Origin of the sequence: Photobacterium kasasachensis, from assembly GCF_050336885.1 — a bacterium.
Lineage (GTDB): Bacteria > Pseudomonadota > Gammaproteobacteria > Enterobacterales > Vibrionaceae > Photobacterium > Photobacterium kasasachensis.
Genome location: NZ_JAKJSH010000004.1, coordinates 1 through 24,265, shown reverse-complemented (window position 1 = coordinate 24,265; position 24,265 = coordinate 1). Strand labels below are relative to the sequence as shown.

17 protein-coding genes are annotated in these 24,265 nt (G+C 46.2%); 9 read left to right on the top strand and 8 right to left on the bottom strand.

Annotation, left to right across the window (positions count from 1 at the left end; translation table 11 throughout):
• Positions 1 to 259: 259 nt before the first annotated feature.
• From glgC to L4D19_RS00180, 3 genes are all read left to right on the top strand, one after another.
• On the top strand, positions 260 to 1,477 hold the full coding sequence (gene glgC / locus L4D19_RS00190; RefSeq protein ID WP_428450621.1) for a glucose-1-phosphate adenylyltransferase: 1,218 nt from the start codon (positions 260 to 262) through the stop codon (positions 1,475 to 1,477).
• A gap of 10 nt (positions 1,478 to 1,487) precedes the next feature.
• Complete coding sequence (gene glgA / locus L4D19_RS00185; RefSeq protein WP_428451385.1) at positions 1,488 to 2,993, top strand: glycogen synthase GlgA; 1,506 nt, start codon at positions 1,488 to 1,490, stop codon at positions 2,991 to 2,993.
• A gap of 337 nt (positions 2,994 to 3,330) precedes the next feature.
• The gene (locus tag L4D19_RS00180) at positions 3,331 to 5,217 is read left to right on the top strand and encodes a methyl-accepting chemotaxis protein (RefSeq protein ID WP_428450620.1); all 1,887 of its coding nucleotides are present in this window, start codon (positions 3,331 to 3,333) and stop codon (positions 5,215 to 5,217) included.
• Between the two features lie 138 nt (positions 5,218 to 5,355).
• Here L4D19_RS00180 and L4D19_RS00175 read toward each other — a convergent pair whose 3' ends face one another.
• Positions 5,356 to 6,270 carry a LysR family transcriptional regulator gene (locus L4D19_RS00175; RefSeq protein ID WP_428450619.1) on the bottom strand — a complete coding sequence of 305 codons (915 nt, stop codon included), beginning with the start codon at positions 6,268 to 6,270 and terminating at the stop codon, positions 5,356 to 5,358.
• A gap of 238 nt (positions 6,271 to 6,508) precedes the next feature.
• Between L4D19_RS00175 and L4D19_RS00170 the strand changes: the two genes are divergently transcribed.
• Positions 6,509 to 8,146: a glycoside hydrolase family 13 protein gene (locus L4D19_RS00170; RefSeq protein ID WP_428451384.1), complete on the top strand. Its 1,638-nt coding sequence runs from the start codon at positions 6,509 to 6,511 to the stop codon at positions 8,144 to 8,146.
• 109 nt (positions 8,147 to 8,255) lie between these two features.
• On the opposite strand, the gene L4D19_RS00165 is transcribed toward L4D19_RS00170, so the two are convergent.
• Genes L4D19_RS00165 through L4D19_RS00145 form a run of 5 tightly spaced genes read right to left on the bottom strand, consistent with a single transcriptional unit; the run spans position 8,256 to position 13,909 of the window.
• The gene (locus tag L4D19_RS00165; protein ID WP_428450618.1) at positions 8,256 to 8,990 is read right to left on the bottom strand and encodes an ABC transporter ATP-binding protein; all 735 of its coding nucleotides are present in this window, start codon (positions 8,988 to 8,990) and stop codon (positions 8,256 to 8,258) included.
• Entirely contained in the window at positions 8,983 to 10,263 is a 1,281-nt protein-coding gene (locus tag L4D19_RS00160) for an ABC transporter permease (protein ID WP_428450617.1), read from the bottom strand. Before L4D19_RS00160 ends, L4D19_RS00165 begins: the two co-directional genes overlap by 8 nt.
• A gap of 1 nt (position 10,264) precedes the next feature.
• Positions 10,265 to 11,482 (bottom strand): ABC transporter permease, encoded by a 1,218-nt coding sequence (locus tag L4D19_RS00155; RefSeq protein WP_428450616.1) that lies wholly within the window; start codon positions 11,480 to 11,482, stop codon positions 10,265 to 10,267.
• Positions 11,479 to 12,786, bottom strand: coding sequence for a TolC family protein (locus tag L4D19_RS00150; RefSeq protein ID WP_428450615.1), 1,308 nt, complete (start codon positions 12,784 to 12,786; stop codon positions 11,479 to 11,481). The genes L4D19_RS00155 and L4D19_RS00150 overlap by 4 nt, the downstream gene beginning before the upstream one ends.
• Positions 12,779 to 13,909 carry an efflux RND transporter periplasmic adaptor subunit gene (locus L4D19_RS00145; protein ID WP_428450614.1) on the bottom strand — a complete coding sequence of 377 codons (1,131 nt, stop codon included), beginning with the start codon at positions 13,907 to 13,909 and terminating at the stop codon, positions 12,779 to 12,781. Before L4D19_RS00145 ends, L4D19_RS00150 begins: the two co-directional genes overlap by 8 nt.
• Positions 13,910 to 14,363: 454 nt before the next feature.
• Between L4D19_RS00145 and L4D19_RS00140 the strand changes: the two genes are divergently transcribed.
• Positions 14,364 to 15,470: a tyrosine-protein phosphatase gene (locus L4D19_RS00140; RefSeq protein WP_428450613.1), complete on the top strand. Its 1,107-nt coding sequence runs from the start codon at positions 14,364 to 14,366 to the stop codon at positions 15,468 to 15,470.
• Between the two features lie 93 nt (positions 15,471 to 15,563).
• Here L4D19_RS00140 and glgX read toward each other — a convergent pair whose 3' ends face one another.
• Positions 15,564 to 17,513 carry a glycogen debranching protein GlgX gene (glgX, locus tag L4D19_RS00135; RefSeq protein ID WP_428450612.1) on the bottom strand — a complete coding sequence of 650 codons (1,950 nt, stop codon included), beginning with the start codon at positions 17,511 to 17,513 and terminating at the stop codon, positions 15,564 to 15,566.
• A 373-nt stretch (positions 17,514 to 17,886) separates the two neighbouring features.
• Between glgX and L4D19_RS00130 the strand changes: the two genes are divergently transcribed.
• The 3 genes from L4D19_RS00130 (at position 17,887) to L4D19_RS00120 (ending at position 22,231) form a co-directional block, all read left to right on the top strand.
• The gene (locus tag L4D19_RS00130) at positions 17,887 to 19,242 is read left to right on the top strand and encodes a carbohydrate porin (RefSeq protein WP_428450611.1); all 1,356 of its coding nucleotides are present in this window, start codon (positions 17,887 to 17,889) and stop codon (positions 19,240 to 19,242) included.
• A gap of 130 nt (positions 19,243 to 19,372) precedes the next feature.
• Complete coding sequence (locus tag L4D19_RS00125; RefSeq protein ID WP_428450610.1) at positions 19,373 to 20,305, top strand: MalM family protein; 933 nt, start codon at positions 19,373 to 19,375, stop codon at positions 20,303 to 20,305.
• A gap of 126 nt (positions 20,306 to 20,431) precedes the next feature.
• Complete coding sequence (locus L4D19_RS00120; protein ID WP_428450609.1) at positions 20,432 to 22,231, top strand: alpha-amylase family protein; 1,800 nt, start codon at positions 20,432 to 20,434, stop codon at positions 22,229 to 22,231.
• Positions 22,232 to 22,328: 97 nt separating this feature from the next.
• Here the strand turns inward: L4D19_RS00120 and L4D19_RS00115 are convergent, their stop codons facing one another.
• Complete coding sequence (locus L4D19_RS00115) at positions 22,329 to 22,478, bottom strand: hypothetical protein (protein ID WP_160653307.1); 150 nt, start codon at positions 22,476 to 22,478, stop codon at positions 22,329 to 22,331.
• A 510-nt stretch (positions 22,479 to 22,988) separates the two neighbouring features.
• On the opposite strand from L4D19_RS00115, the gene L4D19_RS00110 reads away from it, so the two are divergent.
• Positions 22,989 to 24,179 (top strand): potassium/proton antiporter, encoded by a 1,191-nt coding sequence (locus tag L4D19_RS00110; protein WP_428450608.1) that lies wholly within the window; start codon positions 22,989 to 22,991, stop codon positions 24,177 to 24,179.
• The last annotated feature ends 86 nt before the right edge of the window (positions 24,180 to 24,265 follow it).

The following is a 24,265-nucleotide window of genomic DNA, read 5'->3' as shown; positions in this document are numbered from 1 at the left end:
TTAGCTAGCAAATTCGGGCGCTCCGCGAATTATGACAATTATATAAAATCTCGTTATTGATATTTCCCACCAATAAATTCGAAGACGAGGCAGTCACTGTCGGTTTGAAAGTAGTAGTTGTCATACCAATAAGTGTGAACGTTGTAATAAATTTTTACTTTTGTAATGTATCAATCAAGATTCACTGCAAAAGCATTCTCAATAAGCATGGAAATGTGGTATATATGAGCATGATTGCTTACTAACAAGGAGGTACACTATGGCTGGTGTTTTAGGAATGATTTTGGCAGGTGGAGAAGGGTCGCGTCTGCGTCCGTTGACGGATACGCGTACAAAGCCTGCAGTGCCATTTGGAGGTAGTTACCGCCTGATAGATTTCGCATTAAATAATTTCCTTAATGCTGATCTGATGAAGATTTATGTACTGACTCAGTTTAAATCACAGTCACTTTACGTACATATGAAGAAAGGCTGGAATGTCTCAGGTATTACGGGCCGGTTTATTGACCCGATCCCTGCACAGATGCGGATGGGTAAGCGCTGGTATGATGGCACGGCAGATGCTATTTACCAGAATCTGCGTTTTGTTGAACTCGAAGAGCCGGATCAAGTTTGTATTTTCGGTAGTGATCATATCTACAAAATGGATGTTAAGCAGATGCTTGACTATCACCTGGAGAAGAAGGCGGATCTAACGGTATCGGCCCTGCGTATGCCGCTGAGTGAAGCCAGTGCTTTCGGGGTGATAGAAGTGGATGCCAATGGCTGCATGATTGGTTTCGAGGAAAAACCTGAGAATCCGAAGTCCATACCGGGAGATCCTGATCATGCGTTAGTTTCCATGGGGAACTATATCTTTGAAACTGGTGTACTGAGCAAAGAGCTCGAGGAAGACGCAGTCAACGAACAATCAAGCCATGACTTTGGCAAAGATATTATTCCTAAACTGTTTCCGCTGGGTAAAGTATTTGTCTATGACTTTACGACCAATGTGATCCCGGGAGAAAAGAGCACAGGATACTGGCGCGATGTTGGTACCATCGAGTCTTACTGGCAGGCACATATGGATTTGCTGTCAGAAGATGCACCGTTTTCCCTCTATAACCGTCAGTGGCAGCTGCACACTTTCTATCCGCCACTCCCGCCCGCAACAGTGCTAGATAGTGACGAGCACAAGGTTGATACCAATAACTGCATGATATCGGCTGGTAGTTATATTCGCGGTGCCAAAGTTTATAAGTCAGTATTGGGCTTCCGTACCAATGTTGATCATGGCACAACAATCAGTGAGTCAGTTATTCTGGGTGATGTAAAGATTGGTGCAGGCTGTTCGATTCGCCGTGCTATTATCGATAAGAATGTTCATATCGCACCTGGTACGATTATCGGTGAAAATCTTGAAGAAGATAAGAAGAAGTACCATGTGTCAGACGAAGGAATTGTCGTGATACCAAAAGGAGCAAAAGTTGGTTACTAGAAAGAAACCGATGTCAGGAAAATCGCTCAAGATTTTATTTGTGGCGTCTGAAGTCGAAGGTTTGGTCAAAACCGGTGGTTTGGCTGACGTTGCCAAGTCATTGCCTTCAGCGCTTAAAGAAATGGGGCATGATGTTCGTATTGTCATGCCGCTGTATCAGAAGGTTGCAAATTCTGAGCAGGCAGAGACACTGCTTGATACCGAGTTATATGTAGTTCCTCAGCCGGCACCTGTGAGTTATCAGGTGAAGGTGCTGGAGAGTGGCAAGGTGACTGTCTACGGAGTCGATGCGCCTCAGTATTTTGCGCGCCCCGAACTGTATGCGGAAAACAACCAGGCATATTCTGACAACGGTGAAAGGTTTGCATTTTTCAGTGCCGCATCGTTGGATTTGTGTGAGAAGATGGGCTTTCAGCCGGATGTTGTTCATTGTAATGATTGGCATACTGGTTTGGTTCCCTTCCTGCTCCGGACTCGGTACGCCGATGATGCGTTTTTTGCCCAGACGAAAAGCGTGATCACAATCCATAATGCGGTATTCAAAGGTGTATTTAATTACGATCAGTACAGTTTGATCCCTGAGCTGATTCAGCGTCGCTATATCAATGCCGAAATCGACCCTTCCCATGTCAGCATGCTAAAAGCCGGTGTCGCTTATGCCGACAAGGTCAATGCCGTCAGCCCGAATTATGCCTCTGAATTACTCACGCATTTAGGCTCGCACGGAATGGAAGCCGACTTTCAGGCCCGTGCTGCTGATCTCTACGGCATCGTGAACGGCTGTGACTATCAAGACTGGAACCCAGAAACGGATCCCTTTATTAAGCAGAGCTTTAAAGCCAATAAGGTTAGCCTGGTGCGAGGTAAAAAAGCGTGTAAACGTGATTTACAGCAACAGGTCGGCCTACCGGTTGAAGATGTACCGCTTTATGGAATGGTTTGCCGTCTGACCGAGCAAAAGGGTATTCACTATATCATTCCGATGTTGAAAGACTTCCTGGTCAATGATGTACAGGTGGTGATAGTTGGTACGGGTGATCCGAAACTTGCTGCGGCACTGCGTGATATTAGTGAGGTGCATAAAGAGAAGTTTGCGTTTGTCGAGGCCTACAGCAATCCGCTGGCACATTGTGTCGAGGCCGGTGCAGATTTCTTTATGATGCCATCTGAGTTTGAGCCGTGTGGATTGAATCAGATGTATAGTCTTGCCTATGGCACTTTGCCGATTGTACGTGGGGTGGGTGGTCTGAAGGATACCGTGATCGACTATGATCAGACTCCGCAGGTGGCAACGGGCTTTATTTTTGATGCACCGACGCCGGAAGCCTTGCTAATTAAGCTTCAGCGCAGCCTGTTGCTATACAGCCAGAAACCACAAGAATTTAAGCGCCTGCAGCAAAATGCAATGGCCTGTAAGTTTGAGTGGAAAGAATCGGCTGAGCAATATGTCAGTATGTACATGGGACAAGAGCAGGGGCGCGTTGCTTCCCCTCAGACTCCCGAGTATTTAGCGTAGAACAGCTGCTGCTCAGTTAGAGCAAATAAGGTAGCAAGCAATATCCCCTCAAAGCCCTCTTTCATGAGGGCTTTGCTTTTTCTGGAATAAAACCTGTCGTCACAATGGTTGATTATCCCTTTATGGCATTTATTTTGTCGACGTGAGTCAAGAAAATACTGCTGATACTTTGAACACTATAATAAAAGTGTAATAATTTCGAAGCTTGAAATAAATGGCGGGCATTTGATCTTCGCTTAAGTCGGGGGGCTTATTTTCAAGTCGTATACGGCACTGTTTATGTTGCCGAAAAAATTATATGCGTATAGCTGTATTATAAGAATCGTAAAGGGAATCAATGTCTAATCTAACTCTTCGGCAAAAACTGGCGCTTTCGGCCAGTATCGCCATTATCTTGGGTGGAATGCTGGTGACAGCACTTTCATTTATCTCCTCGCTGGGTCGTCTTGATGATGATCTTAATGATCGGCTTCGCGGTGTTGCATCGGCCTATAACAATTACGTTATTGATTGGATGGATTCAAAAGCGTCGGCCCTGTCGGCGATGCCAACGAATGCGGCAAATGATGCCCTGACCGAACATTTAAAACAGGTTCGGGACTCGGCAAAATTCGACAATGTGTTTCTTGCCTTTAGTGATGGAAGTCAGGTAAATGCCAATGATGTCCAGCTTCCTCCGGGCAACAACGACCCGCGCAAATGGGGTTGGTACCAAAATGCCATTAAACTTAATGGCGCTGTAACGGTAGAAAACCCGACGATTGCGGCAGCAACAGGCGCTACGGTTGTTTCAATGGGCAAGGCGTTAACAGTGTCTGGCCAGCGTGCAGTGCTTGGTGCGGATGTCGAAATGGCGAACATCATCAAACAGCTGGAGGAGGTGACATTGCCTGGTGAAGGGTACATGTTCATCGCTAATGCCGAAGGGAATGTTTTTGCTCATGCTGATTCGTTATTGCTGAATAAGATGACCAGCGCGATTGACAGCGATTTGACTGATACCTTGATCAAGAAGTTAGCTCGTGAAGGGCATATTGAGAAGAAGGTACTAAACGGAAATGAAAGCTTTGTCTTTGTTGCGCCTATCCAAGGCAAGGGGCTAAACACTGTTGTTGTGATTGACTATGACTCTGTCGTGGCACCCCTCTATAGTACGCTCTATGATCAAATGCTGACGACACTGCTGGTTGTGATTATTTGTGTCTTCTTGTTTAACCTGCTTTGTGGGTATTTGTTCAGGCCTCTGAAGCAAGTATCCAACGCCTTGGCATTGATCGCGCAGGGCGGTGGCGATTTAACCCAGCGTATAGAACTGGACAGTAAGGATGAAGTAGGCGAGTTAGCAGCGAACTTTAACCAGTTTGTAGCCAGCTTGCAGTTGCTGATTGGCCATATTCGTACCCAAGGTGTTGAGCTAAGCCAGACGTCGAGTGAAGGGGTACAACGCGCAGATAAGTCGGCTCGTGATCTACAGTGCCAGCAAGATGAGATCGCTATGGTGGCAACGGCTGTTACAGAGATGGCTTCAGCTACTCAGGAGATTGCTTCTCATGCAGAACAGACTGCCCGGGCGGCGCAAGACTCGACAACTCATACTCACAGCGGCAGCGAGCTGGTGGCTCAGAGCAAGGTATCAATCAATAATCTGGCTACTGAAGTGAGCGAAGCGACAACGGTTATCAGTGAACTTAATGACCATGCCCAGGGGATCAACAGTATTTTGTCGACCATCCAGGGGATTGCTGAACAAACGAATTTGCTGGCCTTGAATGCGGCTATCGAAGCGGCACGCGCAGGCGAGCAGGGGCGTGGCTTTGCTGTTGTGGCAGATGAAGTAAGAGTGTTGTCTCAGCGAACTCATACCTCGACAGAAGAAATCCAGTCAATGATTGCGACATTACAGCAAACGACGTCTAAAGCCGTTAACCTGATGGAAACCAGCTCACAACTGGCGCAGTGCTCGGTAGAAGATGCTGATCAGGCGACGGCGGCACTGGAGCAAATCAATGATTCGGTAGCCATGATCAGTGATATGGCGACCCAGATTGCAACAGCTGCGGAAGAGCAAACACATGTTACCGATGAAATCACTCAAAATACGACCACGATTAAAGATGTGACCGATCAGTTAGCAAATGATGCCAGCGAGGCTCGCCGACAGGCTGAGCACCTTAGTACTCAGGCGACAAACCTGAATGATAAAGTGGCGACTTTTGTAGTGTAACGAAATTAAGTTGGTTGCATACAGTCAGGGCTTAATACCCTGAACCTAGAACCTAGAACCTAGAACCTAGAACCTAGAACCTAGATATGAAAGCCTGTGAAACCTTAGTCGGTATCGCAGGCTTTTTTATTTATGGGGTTATTCGCTGAGCTGCTGTCCGCAGGCGATTAGCTGATGCTTGATGTCATTGACATGATCAACAAGGGGCTCATTGAGATGGTAAATACCGACAGTTCCGGTCTGGGCTTTCTGATCTAGTGCGAGCGGTACGACATTCGACAACGAGAAGTAATCAGCCATACTCAGCGGGTAGGGCATTATCGCGGTGGTGGTCGTGAGGATATCAATACTGGCAGTGAGTGAGTTGATCTCATAGACGATGCGTTCAGAGACCTTTTTTCTTTCCCGCTCCAGTTGTTTGGGCTGCGGATTCTCGATGAGGTGCTGATAGCTTTCGGAGTCCGGTGTGACCTGAAGCAACGGGTAGAGTTCGGTATCTGAGTCTTTTCCCTGATTGAGCAGTAACGGATGGGACTGGTGAACGAACAGGGCTTCTTTGTCCTGGAGAAGAGGTATAAAGCTGACATTACAGCGTCGTGACAGGCCGATGATTTCGTGCCCGACAAACAGGTCAATTTGGCCATGGATCAGCATATCCATTAGCTTGAGGTGGTTACCGAACTCCAGCTGAATAGAGATAGAAGGGTAATTGTGGCTGTATTGTTGCAGTGCTTGCTTGACGAAAACTTCCCACCAGGCATCGCCTGTCCCCATTCGGATCTTTTCGGTCTTTCGCTCTTTGAGATCGGCCATTTTGTGCAACAGGGCATCATGGCGACGTTGTAGTTCAAGAGCCTGCTCCTGCAAGAGCTGACCATACTCGGTGAGCTCTACGCCTTTTGATTTACGGATAAAGAGCGGGACATCAAAGCTCGCTTCCAGCTTTTTTATGTTGCTTGTTAGTGTCGGCTGGCTGAGCCCAAGGTGGCTGGCTGCCAGGCTGATATTGCCCAGTTCGGCAACGACAAGAAATTGTTTGTAGCTTTTATCCATAGGGAAAAGAAGAACAGAAAAATAATATCGACAAGTCTCACATTTATTTGAATGGAATAAAATGCGCAATGCCTAATTCTTGTGATCATGGTCGCCTAATTCTGCTTTGATATAGATTTTACCTATATCACCTTGGGTTTTATGTATTTTAAATCCACAGGAAACAGCTTTATGATATCGGCAATAAAGATATCACTTGTTTGATTTTGCCTTTTTTAGGGAGCCAATTTTCATGAAGATGACGCCGAAGTGGTGGCATGATGCTGTTGTTTACCAGATTTATCCTCGTAGCTTTTGTGATTCTAACAATGACGGAATGGGGGATCTGCAGGGGATCATCGGCAAGCTGGATTACCTGAAAAAACTAGGTGTTAACGTGATCTGGCTATCACCAGTGTACCGCTCGCCAATGGATGACAATGGCTATGATATTTCTGATTATCAGGATATCGCCCCTGAGTTTGGCACCATGGAAGACATGCAGCAGCTACTGGCTGAGGCCAAACAGCGTGACATTCGAATTATCATGGATTTGGTGGTAAACCATACTTCCGATGAGCACCCGTGGTTCATTGAATCACGTAAGTCAAAAGACAACCCATACCGCGATTACTATATTTGGCGTCAGCCAAAAGAAGATGGTTCTGTGCCAGATGATCAAGGTTCCGTGTTTGGCGGTGGTGCGTGGGAGTTTGATGAGACGACGGGTGAATACTACTACCATATCTTTTCAAAGAAACAGCCTGATCTGAACTGGGAAAATCCGAAGGTTCAGGAAGAAGTACACAAGATGATTAACTGGTGGATCGATCAGGGTATCGGTGGCTTCCGCCTCGATGTGATTGATTTGATTGGTAAGGAAATTGACAAGAAGATCACGGGTAATGGTCCGCGTCTTCATCAGTTGATCCAAGAAATGAACCAGGCGACCTTTGGTAAAAAAGATTTGTTAACGGTAGGCGAGACCTGGGATGCTACTCCTGAGATTGCCAAGCTGTATAGCAACCCTGCACGCAACGAGTTCTCGATGGTATTCCAGTTTGAACATATTTCTCTGACCTGGAAATACGGTGACAAGTGGAATCCAATCGATCTTGACTTGCCTCAGTTCAAACGTGCCCTGACTAAATGGCAGGTAGAATTGGCTGAGGAAGGTTGGAATTCCCTGTTCTGGAATAACCATGATTTACCGCGTGTGGTCTCTAAGTACGGTGACGTCGGTCGATATCGTGTAGAGTCGGCCAAGATGCTGGCGACAACGATGCATATGATGAAGGGCACCCCTTATGTCTATCAGGGTGAAGAAATCGGTATGACCAATGTTGCCTTCGACAGCATCGATGATTACCGTGATATCGAGACCCTGAATTTCTACAAAGAGCGAACCGAAAACGGTGTCGCACCTGAAACAATGCTGGCTGCGGTACATGAAAATAGCCGCGATAATGCCCGAACGCCAATGCATTGGGACCAAACGGATAATGCCGGATTCTCTCAGGCTCAGCCATGGATAAAGGTTAACCCTAACTATCCAGAGATTAACGTAGAAGCGGCCCTGGAAGATCAGAACTCCGTCTTCTATCACTATCAGAAGTTGATTGAGCTTCGTAAGGCTTTACCGGTGATTGTGTATGGTGACTTTGAACCTGTATTTGAAGATCACGATAAAGTGTTCGGTTATGTCCGTGTTGATGAGCAACACCGCCTGTTTGTTCTGAATAACTTTACCTCTGAAGAGGTGGTATTGAATATACCGGCAGAGCTGCAAGCTGCTAATGTTGAATGTATTATTTCCAACTATGACTATCGTCAGCAAATAGAGGAAGCGGTAACGCTAAAACCGTATGAGTCGTTTGCGGTGCTGCTGCCTGCATAACCAATACAACATGAATGATTAACTCGCTATAGCTCCATTCATTGTCTTGGCTCTATTCAATAGTTGTTTGAATAGAGCCTTTTTTTATGGTCATCAGTGGTAAGTCGTATTACTGGTGAAGACGCTCATCTCCAACCACTTGTCCGTCTTTGATGTTAATTATGCGGTGTGTGCGTTTTGCTAGCGCGGTATCGTGAGTTACGACAATGAGTGTTCTTCCTTCCTGGTGTAATTCATTGAACAGGGCTTCAATCTCGGCGCCTGATCGTGAGTCTAGGGCCCCTGTTGGTTCGTCAGCTAAGATGATCTGCGGATCGTTAACTAGCGCCCGGGCAATAGCCACACGTTGTTTTTGACCGCCAGACAGCTGGTTTGGCTTATGATCCATACGATCGCCCAGCCCGACACGTTCCAATAAATATGCTGCTTTTTCTCGCCGCGCTTTCGCTTTTATCCCTCGGTAGACTAAAGGCAGCGCGACATTGTCCAACGCACTGGCATATTCCAGCAAGTTGAATCCCTGAAAAACGAAGCCAATGTTTTTGTTGCGTATCATCGCCAGTTGTTTACTGGTCATGACTGAAACATCTTCATTATTGAGGTGGTAACTACCCAAAGTGGGCTTATCGAGGCAGCCTAACACATTCATTAACGTTGATTTCCCTGAACCCGACGGCCCCAGAATCGATAGGAATTCCCCCCGGTTTATTTCAAGTGAAACTTGGTCCAGTGCGCGAACCGTTTCCTCGCCACTTTGATAGTGCTTACTAATATCTTGTAATTGTACTATTGGGGTCGATGTCGACATACTTGTCCCGCTTGGTTGATTATTTCTCTCAGTCATTTTGCAATGCTTCTAATGGCGTAATAGTGGCGGCGCGATTGGCTGGAAACCATGCCGCAGCAATGCCAACAAGGGCCAAGGACATAACAACAATTACTACTATGGGCATTGACAGCTCAGGTTTAGGCTTCCCTAATTCGTCATAAATGACGTTGCCGTCGAGCGGTATACTTTGAAGCAGTTCTATCAGGCTAAATGTCAACATTAGCCCGATCACGCCGCCTATTGTCATGGTCAGTAAAGATTGCAATAGATAGTGCCGCTTTATATCGCCAGGTGTGGCACCTACCGCCATTCTGATCCCTATATCACGGGTCGCCCGTTTTACTGTTGCGTACATGACGTTGGCAATCCCAATACCAGCAACGCCCAAGGTTACTAAGCCAATAATGCCAAGGAAACTCTGCAGTCCAATCAAGAAGCGACGCATGGTTTTCTGACGCAATAACAAATCCTGCGTCTGAACAAGCTGATCGTCTTCCATACTGGCCCCGTATTTTCGTGCGATCACCTGTTTTACCTTCTGCGCAACCACAGTCCGGTCAACGGTTTTTTTCGGCTCTATATTGATAGCATTTAATTCGCCATTGGGGTTGAAGCGCTGCCACGTTGAAAAAGGGATAAAAACGGCGTAATCCAGAGGGGTTCCACTTTCGATATAAGAGCTATCACTTTTTAATAAGCCAATCAAAGTAAACGTTTCATTGCCGACCTTGACGGTTTTACCAACCGGGTTGGTTGTCAATTTCGGTGAGTCAATCCAGTCAAAATCATCATTATCACTGAAGAGCTGATAGGCGGCACTCTGGCCCAGAATGATGACTTTGCGCTGTTCTTTTATATCCATTGGATTAAACCAACGCCCACCTAGTGCTATGTCAAAGTCCATCAGATCTTTATATCCCGGAAAGACGGCCAAAGGCGACTGCCAGGTACCATTATCCCCATGAGTTACATTTGTCGTCCAAAGGGCGCTCGGTTCGGCTCTGTTAACAGACGGTAGTGCACGGATCACTCCGATATCCTCGGGCTTTAGCTTGAGCTGCTCTCCCTGATGAAACCGACCGAAATCTTTAATCGCATAGCCGCCATTCAAGTAAATCAATTTACCGTTACCGCTTTCTGAGCTTCTAATCAGTCCCTGACGCAGACCTTCACCCGCAGCCAGCATTACTGTAATACAAACCGTTGCCCATACTACGGCTAGGATCGTCAGGAACAGACGGGATTTTTCGGCAGCCATCTCTTGCAATATTTGTCGAATTACAAACATGTCATGCCCTCGCATTCAAGGCTGTTACGGGAGTTAATGCGGATGCTCTTTTCGCCGGAAAGAAAGACGCGACGAGCGCCAATGCACCGGTAACGCCAAGGGTCATTATCACGGCATCAAGGGTAATTTTCGGAATACCGAGCCAGTCAGGTATTCCGACTGTCGTCATGAGTATCACTGTGCCATAAGAGATCAAAAGTCCAAGCCCGGTACCGGCTAATACCAATAAGCCCCCTTCGGTAATAAACTGCAGCAATATGGATGCTGGCGTGGCGCCAATCGCTAAACGGATACCTATTTCACGTGTACGCTCTGTTACCGATAAAAACATAATGTTGGCAACACCAAGTGCACCTACGGCTAGGGTCATAGTTCCGCTGGCACCAAGAAAGAGCTGGATACCACGAAGCAATGACATGAAGAACTTGGCCTCCCGGCTGAAGTCAGGCAGATATAGCGCGCGATTATCTGTCGGATCAAAATGCTGCTGTTTGGCAAAGAATGAAATCAGGCTTTTCCTCAGAACAACGCCGGAGATCCCCTCTGCGGGTTCAACCAGTAACATGGAAGGGGTCTTCTGCCATAAATCGGTAAAGGTAGGACTTGGCATCATGACCTGTTGTTCGTCATTATCCATACGAACGCCTCCTTCACTTTGCTCGGTTATGCCGATGACTGTAAAAGGAATGCCGTTTACTTTTAGTTGTCCGCCTAAAGATAAACCGCCGATATTCGCTAATTGCCAGCCTACTACGACCACTCGGTTGTGATTTATAATGTCGCTTGGAGTGATATTACGTGAGCCCTTGATTAGCCTGAACTTGCGCCAGGCAACAAAGTGACTGTCAACACCTCGGACGTAGCCGGGTAAACTGCGACCATGCTTATCTGTAACGGATGCCTCCCAGTTTTGGTAAATGACCGAGAGTTTTTTTACTGCTGATTGATGCTCCAGCTGGCGCATTTCAGCTTCGCTGATCTTTATCTCCCGTCTGGCTGGTAGTCCTTGCCAGGGCTTGCTGGTCACTCCCTGATAAACCGACTGAGTATCACTCATCAGAATCGAAAATGACTTAGTATTAACCTGATAGAATCCTTCACCAAGCGCCACCAGCACCAATACCGAGACAACCCCCCATATAATGGCAATTATCGCCAGTAAACTTCGTAGCCGGTGGGCAAGCAGAGTTTGTAGCGTTTGTTGAAGCATTGCACTCATGATTGTAATGCCTGTGAGATATGCTTAACGGTATTGTCGTTAAGCTGGCCAACAGATTTAAACAATGCGACTCGATGTAACCAATATTGGTACAGCAATGATTGCAACAGGTTACGGCTGTCAAACAGGTTATTGTGTGCAGTGATCACATCGTCAGCGTCCGCAAGTCCGGCTTTATAAACGGTTTGTTTATTTTCAAGCGCTTTTTCTCGCGAGCGAATCTGCTTTTGTGCCATTTCAACACGTTGCCAATCGAGGTCGATCTGATTAAAGCGACTTTGAACTAGTTCCCTGATATTGATTTCGACCAAGCGAACATCTTGTTTCGCTTGCAAAACGTCCAGTTTGGCAAGATCAACACTGGCACGGGTAGCACCATTTAGATCAAGCGGTAAACTCACAGAGATACTGGCGTTTAAATCATTATGACGGGCGTTGTCGTTATCGCTGTACATGACCCGCCCGTTGACGACCGGATAGTAACCAGACTGCGCCTGTTCCTGCTTGAACTCGACCGTTCTGAGTTTTTGTTTGGCTGCAAGTAGCTCGGGGCTATTATTTTTTGCCATGGTTAGCCATTCCGCTTCAGTTTCAACAGCCATGCGCGGTTGGGTCAGATTCTTGGTACTAATTTCATCTATTTGTTGTGGAAAGTGGTTTATCAAGGCTGCGAGGGCAGCTTTCTTTTGCTCAAGCTCTGAGCGTCGTGCCAACAGTGCGGCTTCAATATCAAGCTGATTTGCCCGGGTATCTTCGAACTCGGTTGACATTACCTTGCCAGCTTTAAAATTCTGCTCAATGACATTGAGCATCTTAGTTCCTTCTTTTAGCTTTTGTTCCGCAAGGCGTAGATCTCCCTGAGCTTTGGCCAGTTCCAGATAGGCAGTAATGAGTTTTTCAGCCAAGTCGTTGTGTGCCTGTAGGCTTCTTAATTGCGATTCCAATGCAGATGCTTCAGATGCATCCAGTTGTGACCACTTACTGCTATCCCACAGAACCTGATTTAAAGTCACGTTGTAGCCATTGCTAACTTTGTCGTGTTCATACCAGTTGCTGCTGGCACCAAGTGATAATTCCGGAAGCAACTGACTACGACTGCTGCGAATATTCGCCTCACCTACTTTTTCGTTAATCAGTGCTTTCTGGTAGTTGGGGTCATAAGATTTTGCTGCGTTCCAGGCTTGTTCGATCGTCAAGGCGTAACTTGGCATACCTGTGCTTATCAGTAGCAGAAATAGTCCGGAATATAGTGCTTTTGGCATGACGGCATATTTGAACCGCTCATATAAATGATGGTTAGACATTAGGACCTCCCATCATACTTGAATCTACGATCTCATCTCCGTCAGACAGGCCTGAGACCACTTCAACATTAATGCCATCAGACAGGCCGAGTTTTACAGGTTTCGTATGGAAGCCTTGCTCAGATTCGTCGGCTACCAGCACTTCCGGTGTTTCCCCCTCAAACTGCAAGACACGCTCTGGAATGGTCGTAACCGATTCAACCTTTTTAAGGGTTATTTGGGCTGTTGCCGAGAAACCAGAACGGATTGTAATGTCTTCCGGGAACTGAATATCACCGACTTCAACCTCAAAGCCATTATCAAAGCTCTGGTTGTTATTGCTTGTTGTCGCATTCAGCTTTTCTGACTGGACGGCAACCTTTTTTAAGATGCCGGATAATTCTTGTTCAGAATACGGAGCTAGGATCAGTGTAACGGGCATGCCGACATGAAGTTGCGCCGCATCATGCTCGCTGACGCTGCCTTTGAAAATCATGTCCTTCATATCCGCCAGTGACATCATTTCCGTTGCGGACTGGCTGGATTCAGTTGAGATGATTGGCTCGCCAACTTCTACTTTTAGGTTGAGAACCGTACCACTGATGGGGGCGAAGATAGTCGATGTCAGCTTCGATGCTCCTATCGAAGACTCGCCACTGCGGATTAAATCCAGGTTTTGTTGCTTTTGCTGAAGATCGGCAATTGCTCGCTTCACTTTGGCTTTAGCTTCAATATATTGCCCGTAGTTTTCCGGTACGATTTTCTGAACGACAAGACGTTTAAGGTTATCTAGCTGAATTTGACTGGATTCTAGCTCGGCTTCGCTTGCCATCAGTTCAGTCATTGCCTGGGTAAGGCGCGCAGGTGTCGGATTGGGACGAATTTTAAATAGAGGTGTACCGACTTCAACATTATCGCCTTCCTGGTGATATACCTCGCCGACAATTCCTTCAATCTGGGATTTTATCTGTACCGAATGGGCTGGAACTATCTGTCCAACAGCTACTGCTTGCTTTTCAATCGTCCCGATTGATGACGTAATGACAGGCAGAGTGTTATCAGTCTCCGATACTGGATATAAGTAATACCCGGCACCGGCCAAGCAAACAATAGTCAATGACATTGCTATCCAGCGTTTTTTCATAATCAATTCCGTGGTTGAAAAGGTGATAAAGAGAGTGTAAATCGCAGCGAAAGTATGCCTAAACAGACAACGATTCTTTGTACTTATTTGTCATGTTTTGTATGAAACAGTTTGATTTTCAGGAGCATTAAACAGTAATTAGTTATCGTAAGTCAATAAGTAGTTATCATTTTCTGGCAGAGTGTTCATGCATGAGCCGCTAAGACCTCTTGTAGAAACACTTGGTGACATTAGCTCTGGCACTCAGTTTTAACTCGTAATAAAATTGAATATAGGCATTAATCATACAAATCAGGCGTGCTAAAGAACAGATTTAATGAACGGAGTATTATTGTGATAGTGATCAAATGATTGTGCTGACTGTCTGCGAAATTAGGGATATTGCAACCTTGGCTGATTTCATTATAAACAGGCTGAATTGCGGTATTAACAAATACAATTTTATGGGAAGAAAATGCTGCATTATCAATATACAGAGCATGATGTTGTCTTCACGCTGCCTTATCGGGGAGATGAGCTTTATCTGGTTGGGACTTTCAGTAATTGGCAAAAGCAGGTGGCATTCAAATTTGAAAAAAACGGCAACGGCTTTGTGCTGAGAAAACCGAAAGATGAACTGAACAAAATTGGTAACTCAGGTTATATAGAATACTGTCTATGGGGGGATGATGAGTCTCAGCCGCTTCCGTTTAATAATGAATACCCGGTTGGCTATTACTTCAATAACCAAAGCTTTGATAGTCAAGGTAACGGCGGGTGCAATTACTTGTTGCTGCCGGAAAATATCAGCCAAACAGAGTTGACCCAAATAGCTGAAGATAGCCAACGTTCATTTAAAGTCAAACAATCAGCGTCAGAGTTCTCGTCCGAATATACCTTGGCAAACTTTCGTCAGGTTGAAGGGGGGAATATCGCTGAGGGTAACCTTTTTCGATCTTATCATCCGCTTGTTCCATCCCGTTCTGAGCATGTTGCTCTGTGTGATATTGAACGAGAACGTCAGGGTGTGGCGATGAAATTGCTTGAACGGCACGGTGTTCGTACCGTGATTAATTTATCTGAAACATCACAACAACTGGCCAGTTATATCCGTTCGGCTCCAGCCTGCTATTACAAAACACTGTGGTTGGAGCAGCAGGTTGTAAACGTACCGGTCGCCTATGAGACGGTCTATTTTATGTCAGATCGGGATGAAAGTTTTAATGCCGAGGAGCTTGGTTTTCAAAGCGGAATACAGGCGGTGATCCGATACATAGCGGGTAACCCTGGTCCTTACCATGTGCATTGTCGTTTGGGTTCGGACAGAACCGGCGTGATTATTGGCTTTCTTCAGCTATTGATGGGGGCCGACAAAGCGCAAATAATGCAGAATTATTTGCAGACCAACGAGATGGCTATTGGGGAGTACCGAAGCTTCCGCCTGCTCGAGCAGGCTTTGTGTCGCGCGCTGGGGGAGGATTGCTTTGACAATGATGTTGTCGCTAAGCGCTATCTGCCTAGTTTAGGCTTATCAGGCGCAGTCATTGACAGAGCCTGTCGGAATTTGGCCTGTAACGCGTAGTTGATACCTGTTTCTAACCAATATTTCCTTCTTGGCTTATAACAAAGCCCAGCATGAGCTGGGCTATTGTTCGTCCGCTGCCTCTGACAGTGATTATTCGCGATAGAGAATCGTCATCGATTTGGCACTTTGCATATAGGTCGTTTGAACCTGTCGCTGGTTGAGGCGAGATTCGGATGTATCGCAAACGACGGACCATTTACTTCCGCTAGGCAAGCGATAGCGGGTAGGGATATCAGAGCTATTGACCAGGAACATCAGCTCGTTGCCTGTTTTGTATAACCCTAGATAGAGGGCAAAAGCATTGAGTCCCTGCCAGTCCTCGGCCGTCATCATCTGACCGTTGGAACGATGCCAGTGGATACGGTGATGGCCGCGTTCATGCCCGCTGAAGGCCTTAATAAATGGGCTCATTATCTGTTTTCGCGCTGCCAGCATTTGCGTTAGCCATGTATTGAAGCGCTTATCATCCTTGCTGAGATCCCAGTCGGCCCAGCTAATCTCGTTATCCTGGCAGTAGGCGTTGTTGTTGCCGCCCTGGGTGTGCGAAAGGCTGTCCACGGCAAGTAGGTGAGGGATCCCAAAACTGAACAGCAAGGTTGTCATCAGGTTACGTTTTTGTCGCTCTCGCTTGTATATCACGGAATAGTTGGACGTTTCACCTTCTACACCATGGTTGTTAGAGCGATTGTCGCCATGCCCGTCACGGTTGTTCTCGCCATTGGCATGGTTGTGCTTATGATTGTAAGAGACAAGATCATGCAGGGTAAAGCCATCATGGTATGAGATAAAGTTGACGGGAAGTTTGTCCGGCCAGCCTCCTGCACTGAACATATCACGAGACCCCATCAGTCGGGTCGCAAACTCCTTGACGTTATTGTTGCCTTCCAGCCAGTAGCTTTTTACCGTATCTCGGAAGCGGTCATTACATTCGTTCCAACCACGCGGGAAGTGACCAAGCTGATAGCCGTCAGGGCCCACATCCCATGGTTCGGCAATAAGTTTGATTTGTCGTAGAATAGGATCCTGGGCGATGGCTTTGAAAAAGGCACTTTGGGTGTCAAAGCGGTCTCGTTTTCGTCCCAGTGTGGCGGCCAAATCAAAGCGGAAGCCGTCAATTTGATAGTGGGTTACCCAGTGGCGCAGGGTATCTAACACAATATTGAGGCTAGGCTGGTAAGTGAGATCGACGGTATTGCCACAACCTGTGTAGTTGAGATAGTTCTTGTTGCTATCTTGCAGGTAGTAGTTTTTATCCAGGCACTTGAAATGGAATTTAGGGCCGCCTTCGCCACCTTCAGCGGTATGGTTAAATACGATATCCATAATCACTTCAATGCCGTTTTTGTGCAGTTCCCGGACCATAGTTTTCATTTCGGTGACTGCATCGTTAGCCGCATAGCGTGGCTCGGGGGCCATGAAGCACAGGCTGTTGTAACCCCAGAAGTTGACCTTATCCATTTTCAGCAAATGCGGCTCTGACATACAGGAAGTGACAGGCAATAGCTGAAGGGTGGTAATTCCCTGATCTTTAAAGAACTCGATAACTTGGGGTTGGCATAAACCGAGATAGCTACCTTGGTGCTGTTCGTCGACTTGAGGGTGTTGCTTGGTGAACCCTTTGACGTGGGTTTCGAACAGCACGGTTTCTTCATAAGGAACTTGCGGTAGTGTCGCTTGTTGCCAGTCAAATTGGTGATCAACAACAACAGACTTTGCAAATTCCCAGCTCTTATCTGCAGTGAAAGGTTCTACATAAAAGGGGGGGGTATCCAGTGCTTGGGCATACGGATCGAGTACTAGCCGGAGTTCGTGCTTGTCTCTAATTTGATAGCCGTATCGCTGTCCTGCTTTTACGCCTGGAACAAATACATACCGGCATCCCATATATTCGTTGCCAAGTTCAATGGTTGTTCTTTTATTTTCAGCGTCAAACAGAATTAATTTAATTTCTTGATTATCTGGGCAGTGAATTGAAAAATTACAACCTTGATCACACAATGTAGCCCCTAGTGGATAAGGTTGAGCTAATTTAGCAAACATTTGGTACTTCTCTTTGCTTATTTTACCTATTTATACCTGTTATTAAATCGGGAAAATCTCGTCAGTCAAGGAATGATTTTTTTTGATGGAAATTGAAATTAATTAAGATTACTGATTATTTCATTATTAGTTCAAATAAGTGACTGGCCTCTTATTTTTCTTTTAGTTTTCGTATTTTTCTTACAGTATTACGCCTGATCTTCGTGAGGCGTATCACGAAACATCGCTACACCCTAATTACTACGCCCCTCTACTCCTCCCTACTCCCCCCGGTATTAGGAGGATGTGTTTGTCTGAATGAAAGCTGAATATGAGTCCCGAAAGAAAGGCTGCCAGATAGTAGCCAACACAATAATTATGAAGGGACATTCCTATGAAACACAAGTTAGTACCTGTAGCAGCGGCATTACTAACCGCACTAGCTTCCGCCAACGTAGCAGCAGAATCCGGAACAGACGTAATTACTGACGGCTGGGAAGTACACGGTTATGGCTCTATGAACTACCGTATGGTAGAAGGCGAGACAGTTGATACAGAATACGGTAAGCCTGACTACAAAACTGCTGGTACTCACGGTAAAAGTACTAACCAGGTTGAGTTTGTAATTAAGAAACACACTGAGCACCAGAATGGCGTTTGGTCTGACTTTGTTGTTCGCTCTGAGTTCGGTAACGGTAACTCTTACGCTATGTCATCTTCTGGTAGCGCGAAAGCTAACGATGATGCTCAGTTTGAAGTGAAAGAAACTTTTGTTGAGATTGGTGGCATTTCATTCCTGGGTGATGATACATCTATCTGGGGTGGTCAGCGCTTCCTGAACCGTTCTGCTGGTATCCTTTCTGGTGAATTCTGGAAGCAGTCTTCTGGTGTTGGTGCTGGTATCCAGACAAAACTTGCTGGTAACACAGCTGGTCTAGCAGTTGTTACTGCTGACCCAGATGCAGGCGCTGCAGATTCTTACAGCCTGGACTGTAAGCAAGATGACGGAACGACTTCTACGGATCCTAACAAGTGTAAAGTTAAGAAAGATGGTGCAGGTGACCGCTCTACACTGACATCGATTGATTTCTACTACTACGGTGTTAAGGCACTTGGCGGTAGCTTTGATTTCGACCTGAAAGTGATGTCTCAGGCGAACAAAGATTCAGATTCTGACAGCGGCATCGGTGCGTCTATCACTTATAACCGCGACTACTATGGTCTAGACGGTTGGACTCAAACGGCTATCGCATACGGTGAAGGCGTTGCACAAAACCGTGGCGTAAACTTCGGTAGCTGGGCTGGCGGTAACGATGATGCACAGTCAATCTTCCTGACTTCATACGGTGTGCTGAACATTACTGATAAACTACAGATGGGTTCTGAGCTTACTTACATGGCTGCACTAGACCAGCTGTTCGGTGCAGATGACCTTAAGCGTTACCTTGTAGCTGTTCGTCCTTCTTACAAAGTGAACGACAACCTACGTCTTGAAATGACAGCTTCTTACGGTCACGAAGAAGGTAAAGATGGTTACTGGGACCGTTCTGGTGACTCTGTTGAGAGTGACATCATTAACCTAGAGCTAGCTTCAGCGTTCACAGTTAATGCTGACTACTTCGGTCGCCCACAGATCAAACCTTACGTAAGCTACATCAAAGCTGACGATGAAGCGAGTGCTGGCATCATCGGTATTAAGGACGGTGACGACGAAGTTGTTGTTGGTGTTCACACTGAAATCTGGTTCTAAACCAATTAGTGTTAAAGGCAGCCCGCGGGCTGCCTTTTTGAGTATATATCTATTGGATTCTGCTGTAGATTTGTCCGGATGCTAATAGATATATACCCATGAAATGAAGTTAGGGTATGGGAGATCAAAGATGAAAATAATTAAAACAACACTTGCCGCTCTGCTGGCGGCAAGCTTACTTGGCTGTGCGGCTTCCCCTTCTGCTGAGCCGGTAAAGGATATTGCTGTCACGGCTTCGGTTTGCTGCAACTCTTTCAGTGAGTTCTCTTGGATACCGATGCATGGTGAGAGTATTGACTTTGTTATCGATGAATACTCGAAGGTGGGTCAGTTCAGCGATGGCAAGAGTTATTATGCCGGTTTTGCGCTGCCGAAGAACGTGGAACGCATGCGTGTTGATCTGAAGAGCTGGATGAAGTCGGCTGGTGTTTTTGCGCCGAAGGTTTTGCTGCTTGATCCGAATTTCAACCCAGTTAAGACTATTGAGCTTGATGACTTTGAGGTAAAGAACTCTAATCTGTTCAGCCTGTCGAGTTATCGTCATCGCTTCGAAATGAATCAGCAAACAACCCCGTATATGGTTGTTTACTCACCATTGGAATACCGAGAAGGCGAGATTACGATCCCTCATCCGGAGCGTCTTCGTGCCGAAGAGCTTGGCCTGGCGAGACCAATGGTGACCGATCCTGTCATTCAACATCAGAAATTCGGTTCACTAGAGTTGGATCTGAAAGCGCTGAATTTGCGCTCTTACCGAGCCGACGAGTTCGTTGTTTCAGCACCGGCAACGGCTCCAGTATCGAAAAAAGCACCTGTTAAGGCACCAACTACTGCCGTTGTTGCGCCTGTGCCTGTTGCAGCTGCAGCCTCGACACAGCAATCTAGCACCAATACGGTAAATACACCGGCTATGCTGCCTGAAACAGAGGCCTTCTATAATTCTCAAATTAAAGCCGCTGTTGAGAAGAATGATATGCACAAAGCGCTTCAGCTCCTGGAAGAAGCCAAGCGTGCCGGATCTCGTTCAGCTGAAACGACTTTCGTTGAGCTTATCAAAAAGTAGCCGCTATAAACTGACCACGCCAGGGTGATGACCATCTGTCCTGGTGTGGTTTGAGAATACGGGTAAGCCTTTACCCGTTATCGCATCTCTCTAATCTCCACTATTAGCTTTCTGAGTTAACCTATCATGACTGACGTTAAGAAACTCAAAACACCTGATAAGCATGTTGTCTATCAGGTATTTACTCGCTTGTTTGGAAATACCAACACAACCAATAAAGCCTGGGGCACCATTGAGGAAAACGGTGTCGGGAAATTCAATGACTTTACGGATAAAGCATTAAGCGAGATCCGTCAGCTGGGTGTAAGTCATATTTGGTACACCGGTGTGCCTCACCATGCGTTAGTACGAGACTATAGCCAGGATGGGATCAGTGCCGATCATCCCAGTGTCGTAAAGGGGCGCGCGGGATCGCCATATGCAGTAAAAGACTATTACAACGTTAATCCTGATCTTGCTGTCGATCCGGCCAGGCGTCTTGAGGAGTTTCAGGCTCTTATAGAGCGTAGCCATCAACATGGCCTGAAAGTCATCATTGATATCGTACCGAATCATGTCGCACGACGTTATGAAGGACTGACGAATCCGGTCGGTGTCGAGGATTTTGGCGCATCAGATGATACGACACAGGCCTATCACCGGGATAATAATTTTTATTATATTCCGGGCGAAGCATTCAAGCTGCCAGTTCCGGAAAATGGCTATCAGCCTTTGGGGGGAGATGCTCATCCGGATCTGGGAGTTCCTTACGAAGAGTACCCAGCCAAATGGACCGGTAATGGTTCGCGCTTGGCTCAGCCAAACTTCGATGACTGGTACGAAACGGTCAAGGTAAACTATGGTGTCAAACCTGATGGGACCAAAGATTTTGATGAGTTACCAAAGGGGTATGAGCTAAAAGACCACAATGAGCATTACTTATTCTGGCAAGATAAGTCAGTACCTGATTCGTGGATTAAATTCCGTGATATCGCCTTGTACTGGCTAAAGCTTGGTGTCGACGGTTTCCGTTATGATATGGCGGAAATGGTACCGGTTGAGTTTTGGAGCTTTATGAACTCTTCAATCAAGCAGGCAAACCCGGATGCCTTCTTGATGGCTGAAGTCTACCAGCCGCACCTATATCGTGACTATATCCACCTTGGCAAGATGGACTATCTCTACGACAAAGTGGATCTGTATGACAGCCTGAAGTTAGTGATGCAGGGCAAGGGCTCTACCGATGCGATTGTCGAAGTGCAAGAGCAGCTGGAAGATATTGAACACCATATGCTGCACTTTCTTGATAACCATGACGAACAGCGAGTCGCCAGCCCTGAGTTTGCCGGAGATGCCAACAAGGGCATACCTGCGATGCTGGTGTCGACAATGTTGAGTACCTCGCCGACCATGGTGTATTTCGGGCAGGAAGTTGGTGAAGCCGGTGCTGATGATGCCGGGTTTGGTCTTAAATCACGTACGACGATTTTTGATTATTATGGCGTTCCTAGTCACCAGCGTTGGATGAACGGTGGTGAGTTTGACGGCGGTTTACTCACGGATGAAGAAAAGACATTACGCGATTTCTACCAGCGCCTGCTTAATTTCTCGCTGACTAACTCGGCTATGACGGGTCAATACCAAGAGATACACCGTTATAACCGGAAGAACAATCCGAGCTATAACGATCAGCTATTTTGTTTCAGTCGATATGACGAACAGCAAAAACTGCTGATCATTGCCAACTTTGCCGATCACGACCATGGCACCACAGACGTTATTTTACCTGCGGCTTTAATTGATGCATGGGGTCTCAGAGATGGAACTTACGAGCTGAAAGAGCAGCTGTATGGCAATGAAGACGTTTCACTATCAGTAGCGGATGGAATAGGTACGGTCTGTTTCGAAATTCCGCCGCTGGCTTCGAAGGCGTTTGCCATGAGCTAGTTTCTCAACTATCTGAGCAGATAAGTCCAGGTCAGATCAATAAAGTAAAGCCGCTGATATATACAGCGGCTTTGTTATTTAAGATGATAATTTTCAATTATTTCTTAGGAGGGTAAGGATCACTCGTCGGGAAATACGGTGTACACCAGCCACGATCTTCGATGTACCAGCTACAGTGATCAGATGCCACAGCAATGTTGACAGAGAATAAGCTGACGGCAATCAGTAGTGCTTTCAACTTCATCATTCTTCTCCTCGTAAACAGCTTGTCGTCTACATCCAAATAAACCCGGCAGGGGTTATTTGGGTATACATATAGAACATGTTTCTTGCCATTTATTACACAGGAGTGATGATTTTTCCGGTTTAAAGCAACAGGGTAATACGGTTCTATCCTACATGGCGGTTCGCCTTCTGAGAATGGAAGAAGTAGATACTGAACACCTTGAAGTAATAAAACATATTATTATTGGGTTTCTGGGTGTTTTTTTGGTTTAAGTCCTTTTTTGTTTGCAAAATGTGTCTGCATGTCTTTTATCTGTTGATATTAATGAGCTAACTCATTACTTTTAAATGGCAGATTAGTGCGTGTCAGTCTAAGCTTTTATGAATTTGGCTGTGTTTAGTTGAATTACCCCTGAACTAAATGCGATTTATGGTGCTTTCTTTAAATTGCTTCAGTCTTTGTTTGCCTTATATCTGAATATCGATGCCTCCAGGTTATTTTCGTTCAGGGAACATTTTAGGAGTGTTGTATTTGAGTACAGAGTTCACAATGTTGGGAATGGCCGTATTGACGGCAATAGGTATTTTGCTTCATCAGCCGTCGAAGACTCTCGGCCTGCCATCTTTACTGATATTCATCGGTGTTGGCTTGTTGTTCGGCAACGGCGAGTTCGACTTTGTGTACGATGATCTTGAGCTGACGTCTTTTATTGGATCTCTGGCTCTTAATGTCATTGTGTTTGTCGGAGGGCTGAATACCTCTAAGTCCAGTATTCTCGTTGCCTATAAAGAGGGGGGAATGCTGTCAACGGCTGGGGTCGTATTGACCACAGGCATTATGGGCGGGATCTTGTACTTTGTGCTCGACTTTGATCTCCTGACCTGCATGTTATTTGCCGCCGTCGTATCGTCTACCGATGCCGCCGCGGTGTTTTCTATTCTCGAATCGAAAAAGCTCAAGCTAAAAGAAAGTACCGATACCGTTCTTGAGTTTGAATCGGCCACCAATGACCCCGTTGCACTGTTACTGGTAGTGATCCTGACCGGGATGATTGTCAGTACCGGGCAGTCGATGGGAGCTGCCGACATTGGCATTGAACTGGTCCAGCAAATCGTCGCGGGGATCGGTGCCGGTTATCTGGTCGGGCTGGGGGGCGTGACCTTACTAAATAAAATCAAGCTTGAAGAATACGGGTTGATTCCGGTATTTATCTTGGCCTGTTTTGTTATTGCTGCTTACGGCAGTGATGTACTGGGCGGAAATATCTTGATTGCCTCCTATGTTTCCGGTGTCGTGATAGGCAATGGATTGCGACGGGGCAAGGAAGTAAGTAAACACTTCTTTAATAGCCTCTCATGGCTGGCGCAGGCATTGATGTTCATTATTCTTGGTTTGCAGTTTTTCCCCAAGGCGCTTATTGGTGATGTATGGATAGCCATTATTCCTGCATTGATATTGATGTTAGTTGCTCGTCCGCTGGCGGTCTTTATTAGCTTTTTGCCATTTAGAACAGTCAGCGCCAAGAAGAAATTCTTTATTTCTGCCATCGGACTGAAAGGTGCAACACCCATTGTCTTTGCCTTGATCCCAGCAGCTGAAGGCGTCGCAGGGGCACAGCAAATGATGCATATGGTGTTCTTTATTGTGTTGATATCTGTGATTGTTCAGGGATGGGCGATTGAACCTTTGGCAAATAAGCTAGGGCTGAATCAAAAAGAGTAATCAGGTTTTTTATCGGTTAAACAGGCGGCGAAGGATCACCTTCGCCGCCTGTTTAACCGATAAAAAACCTGATTACTCTTTTTGAT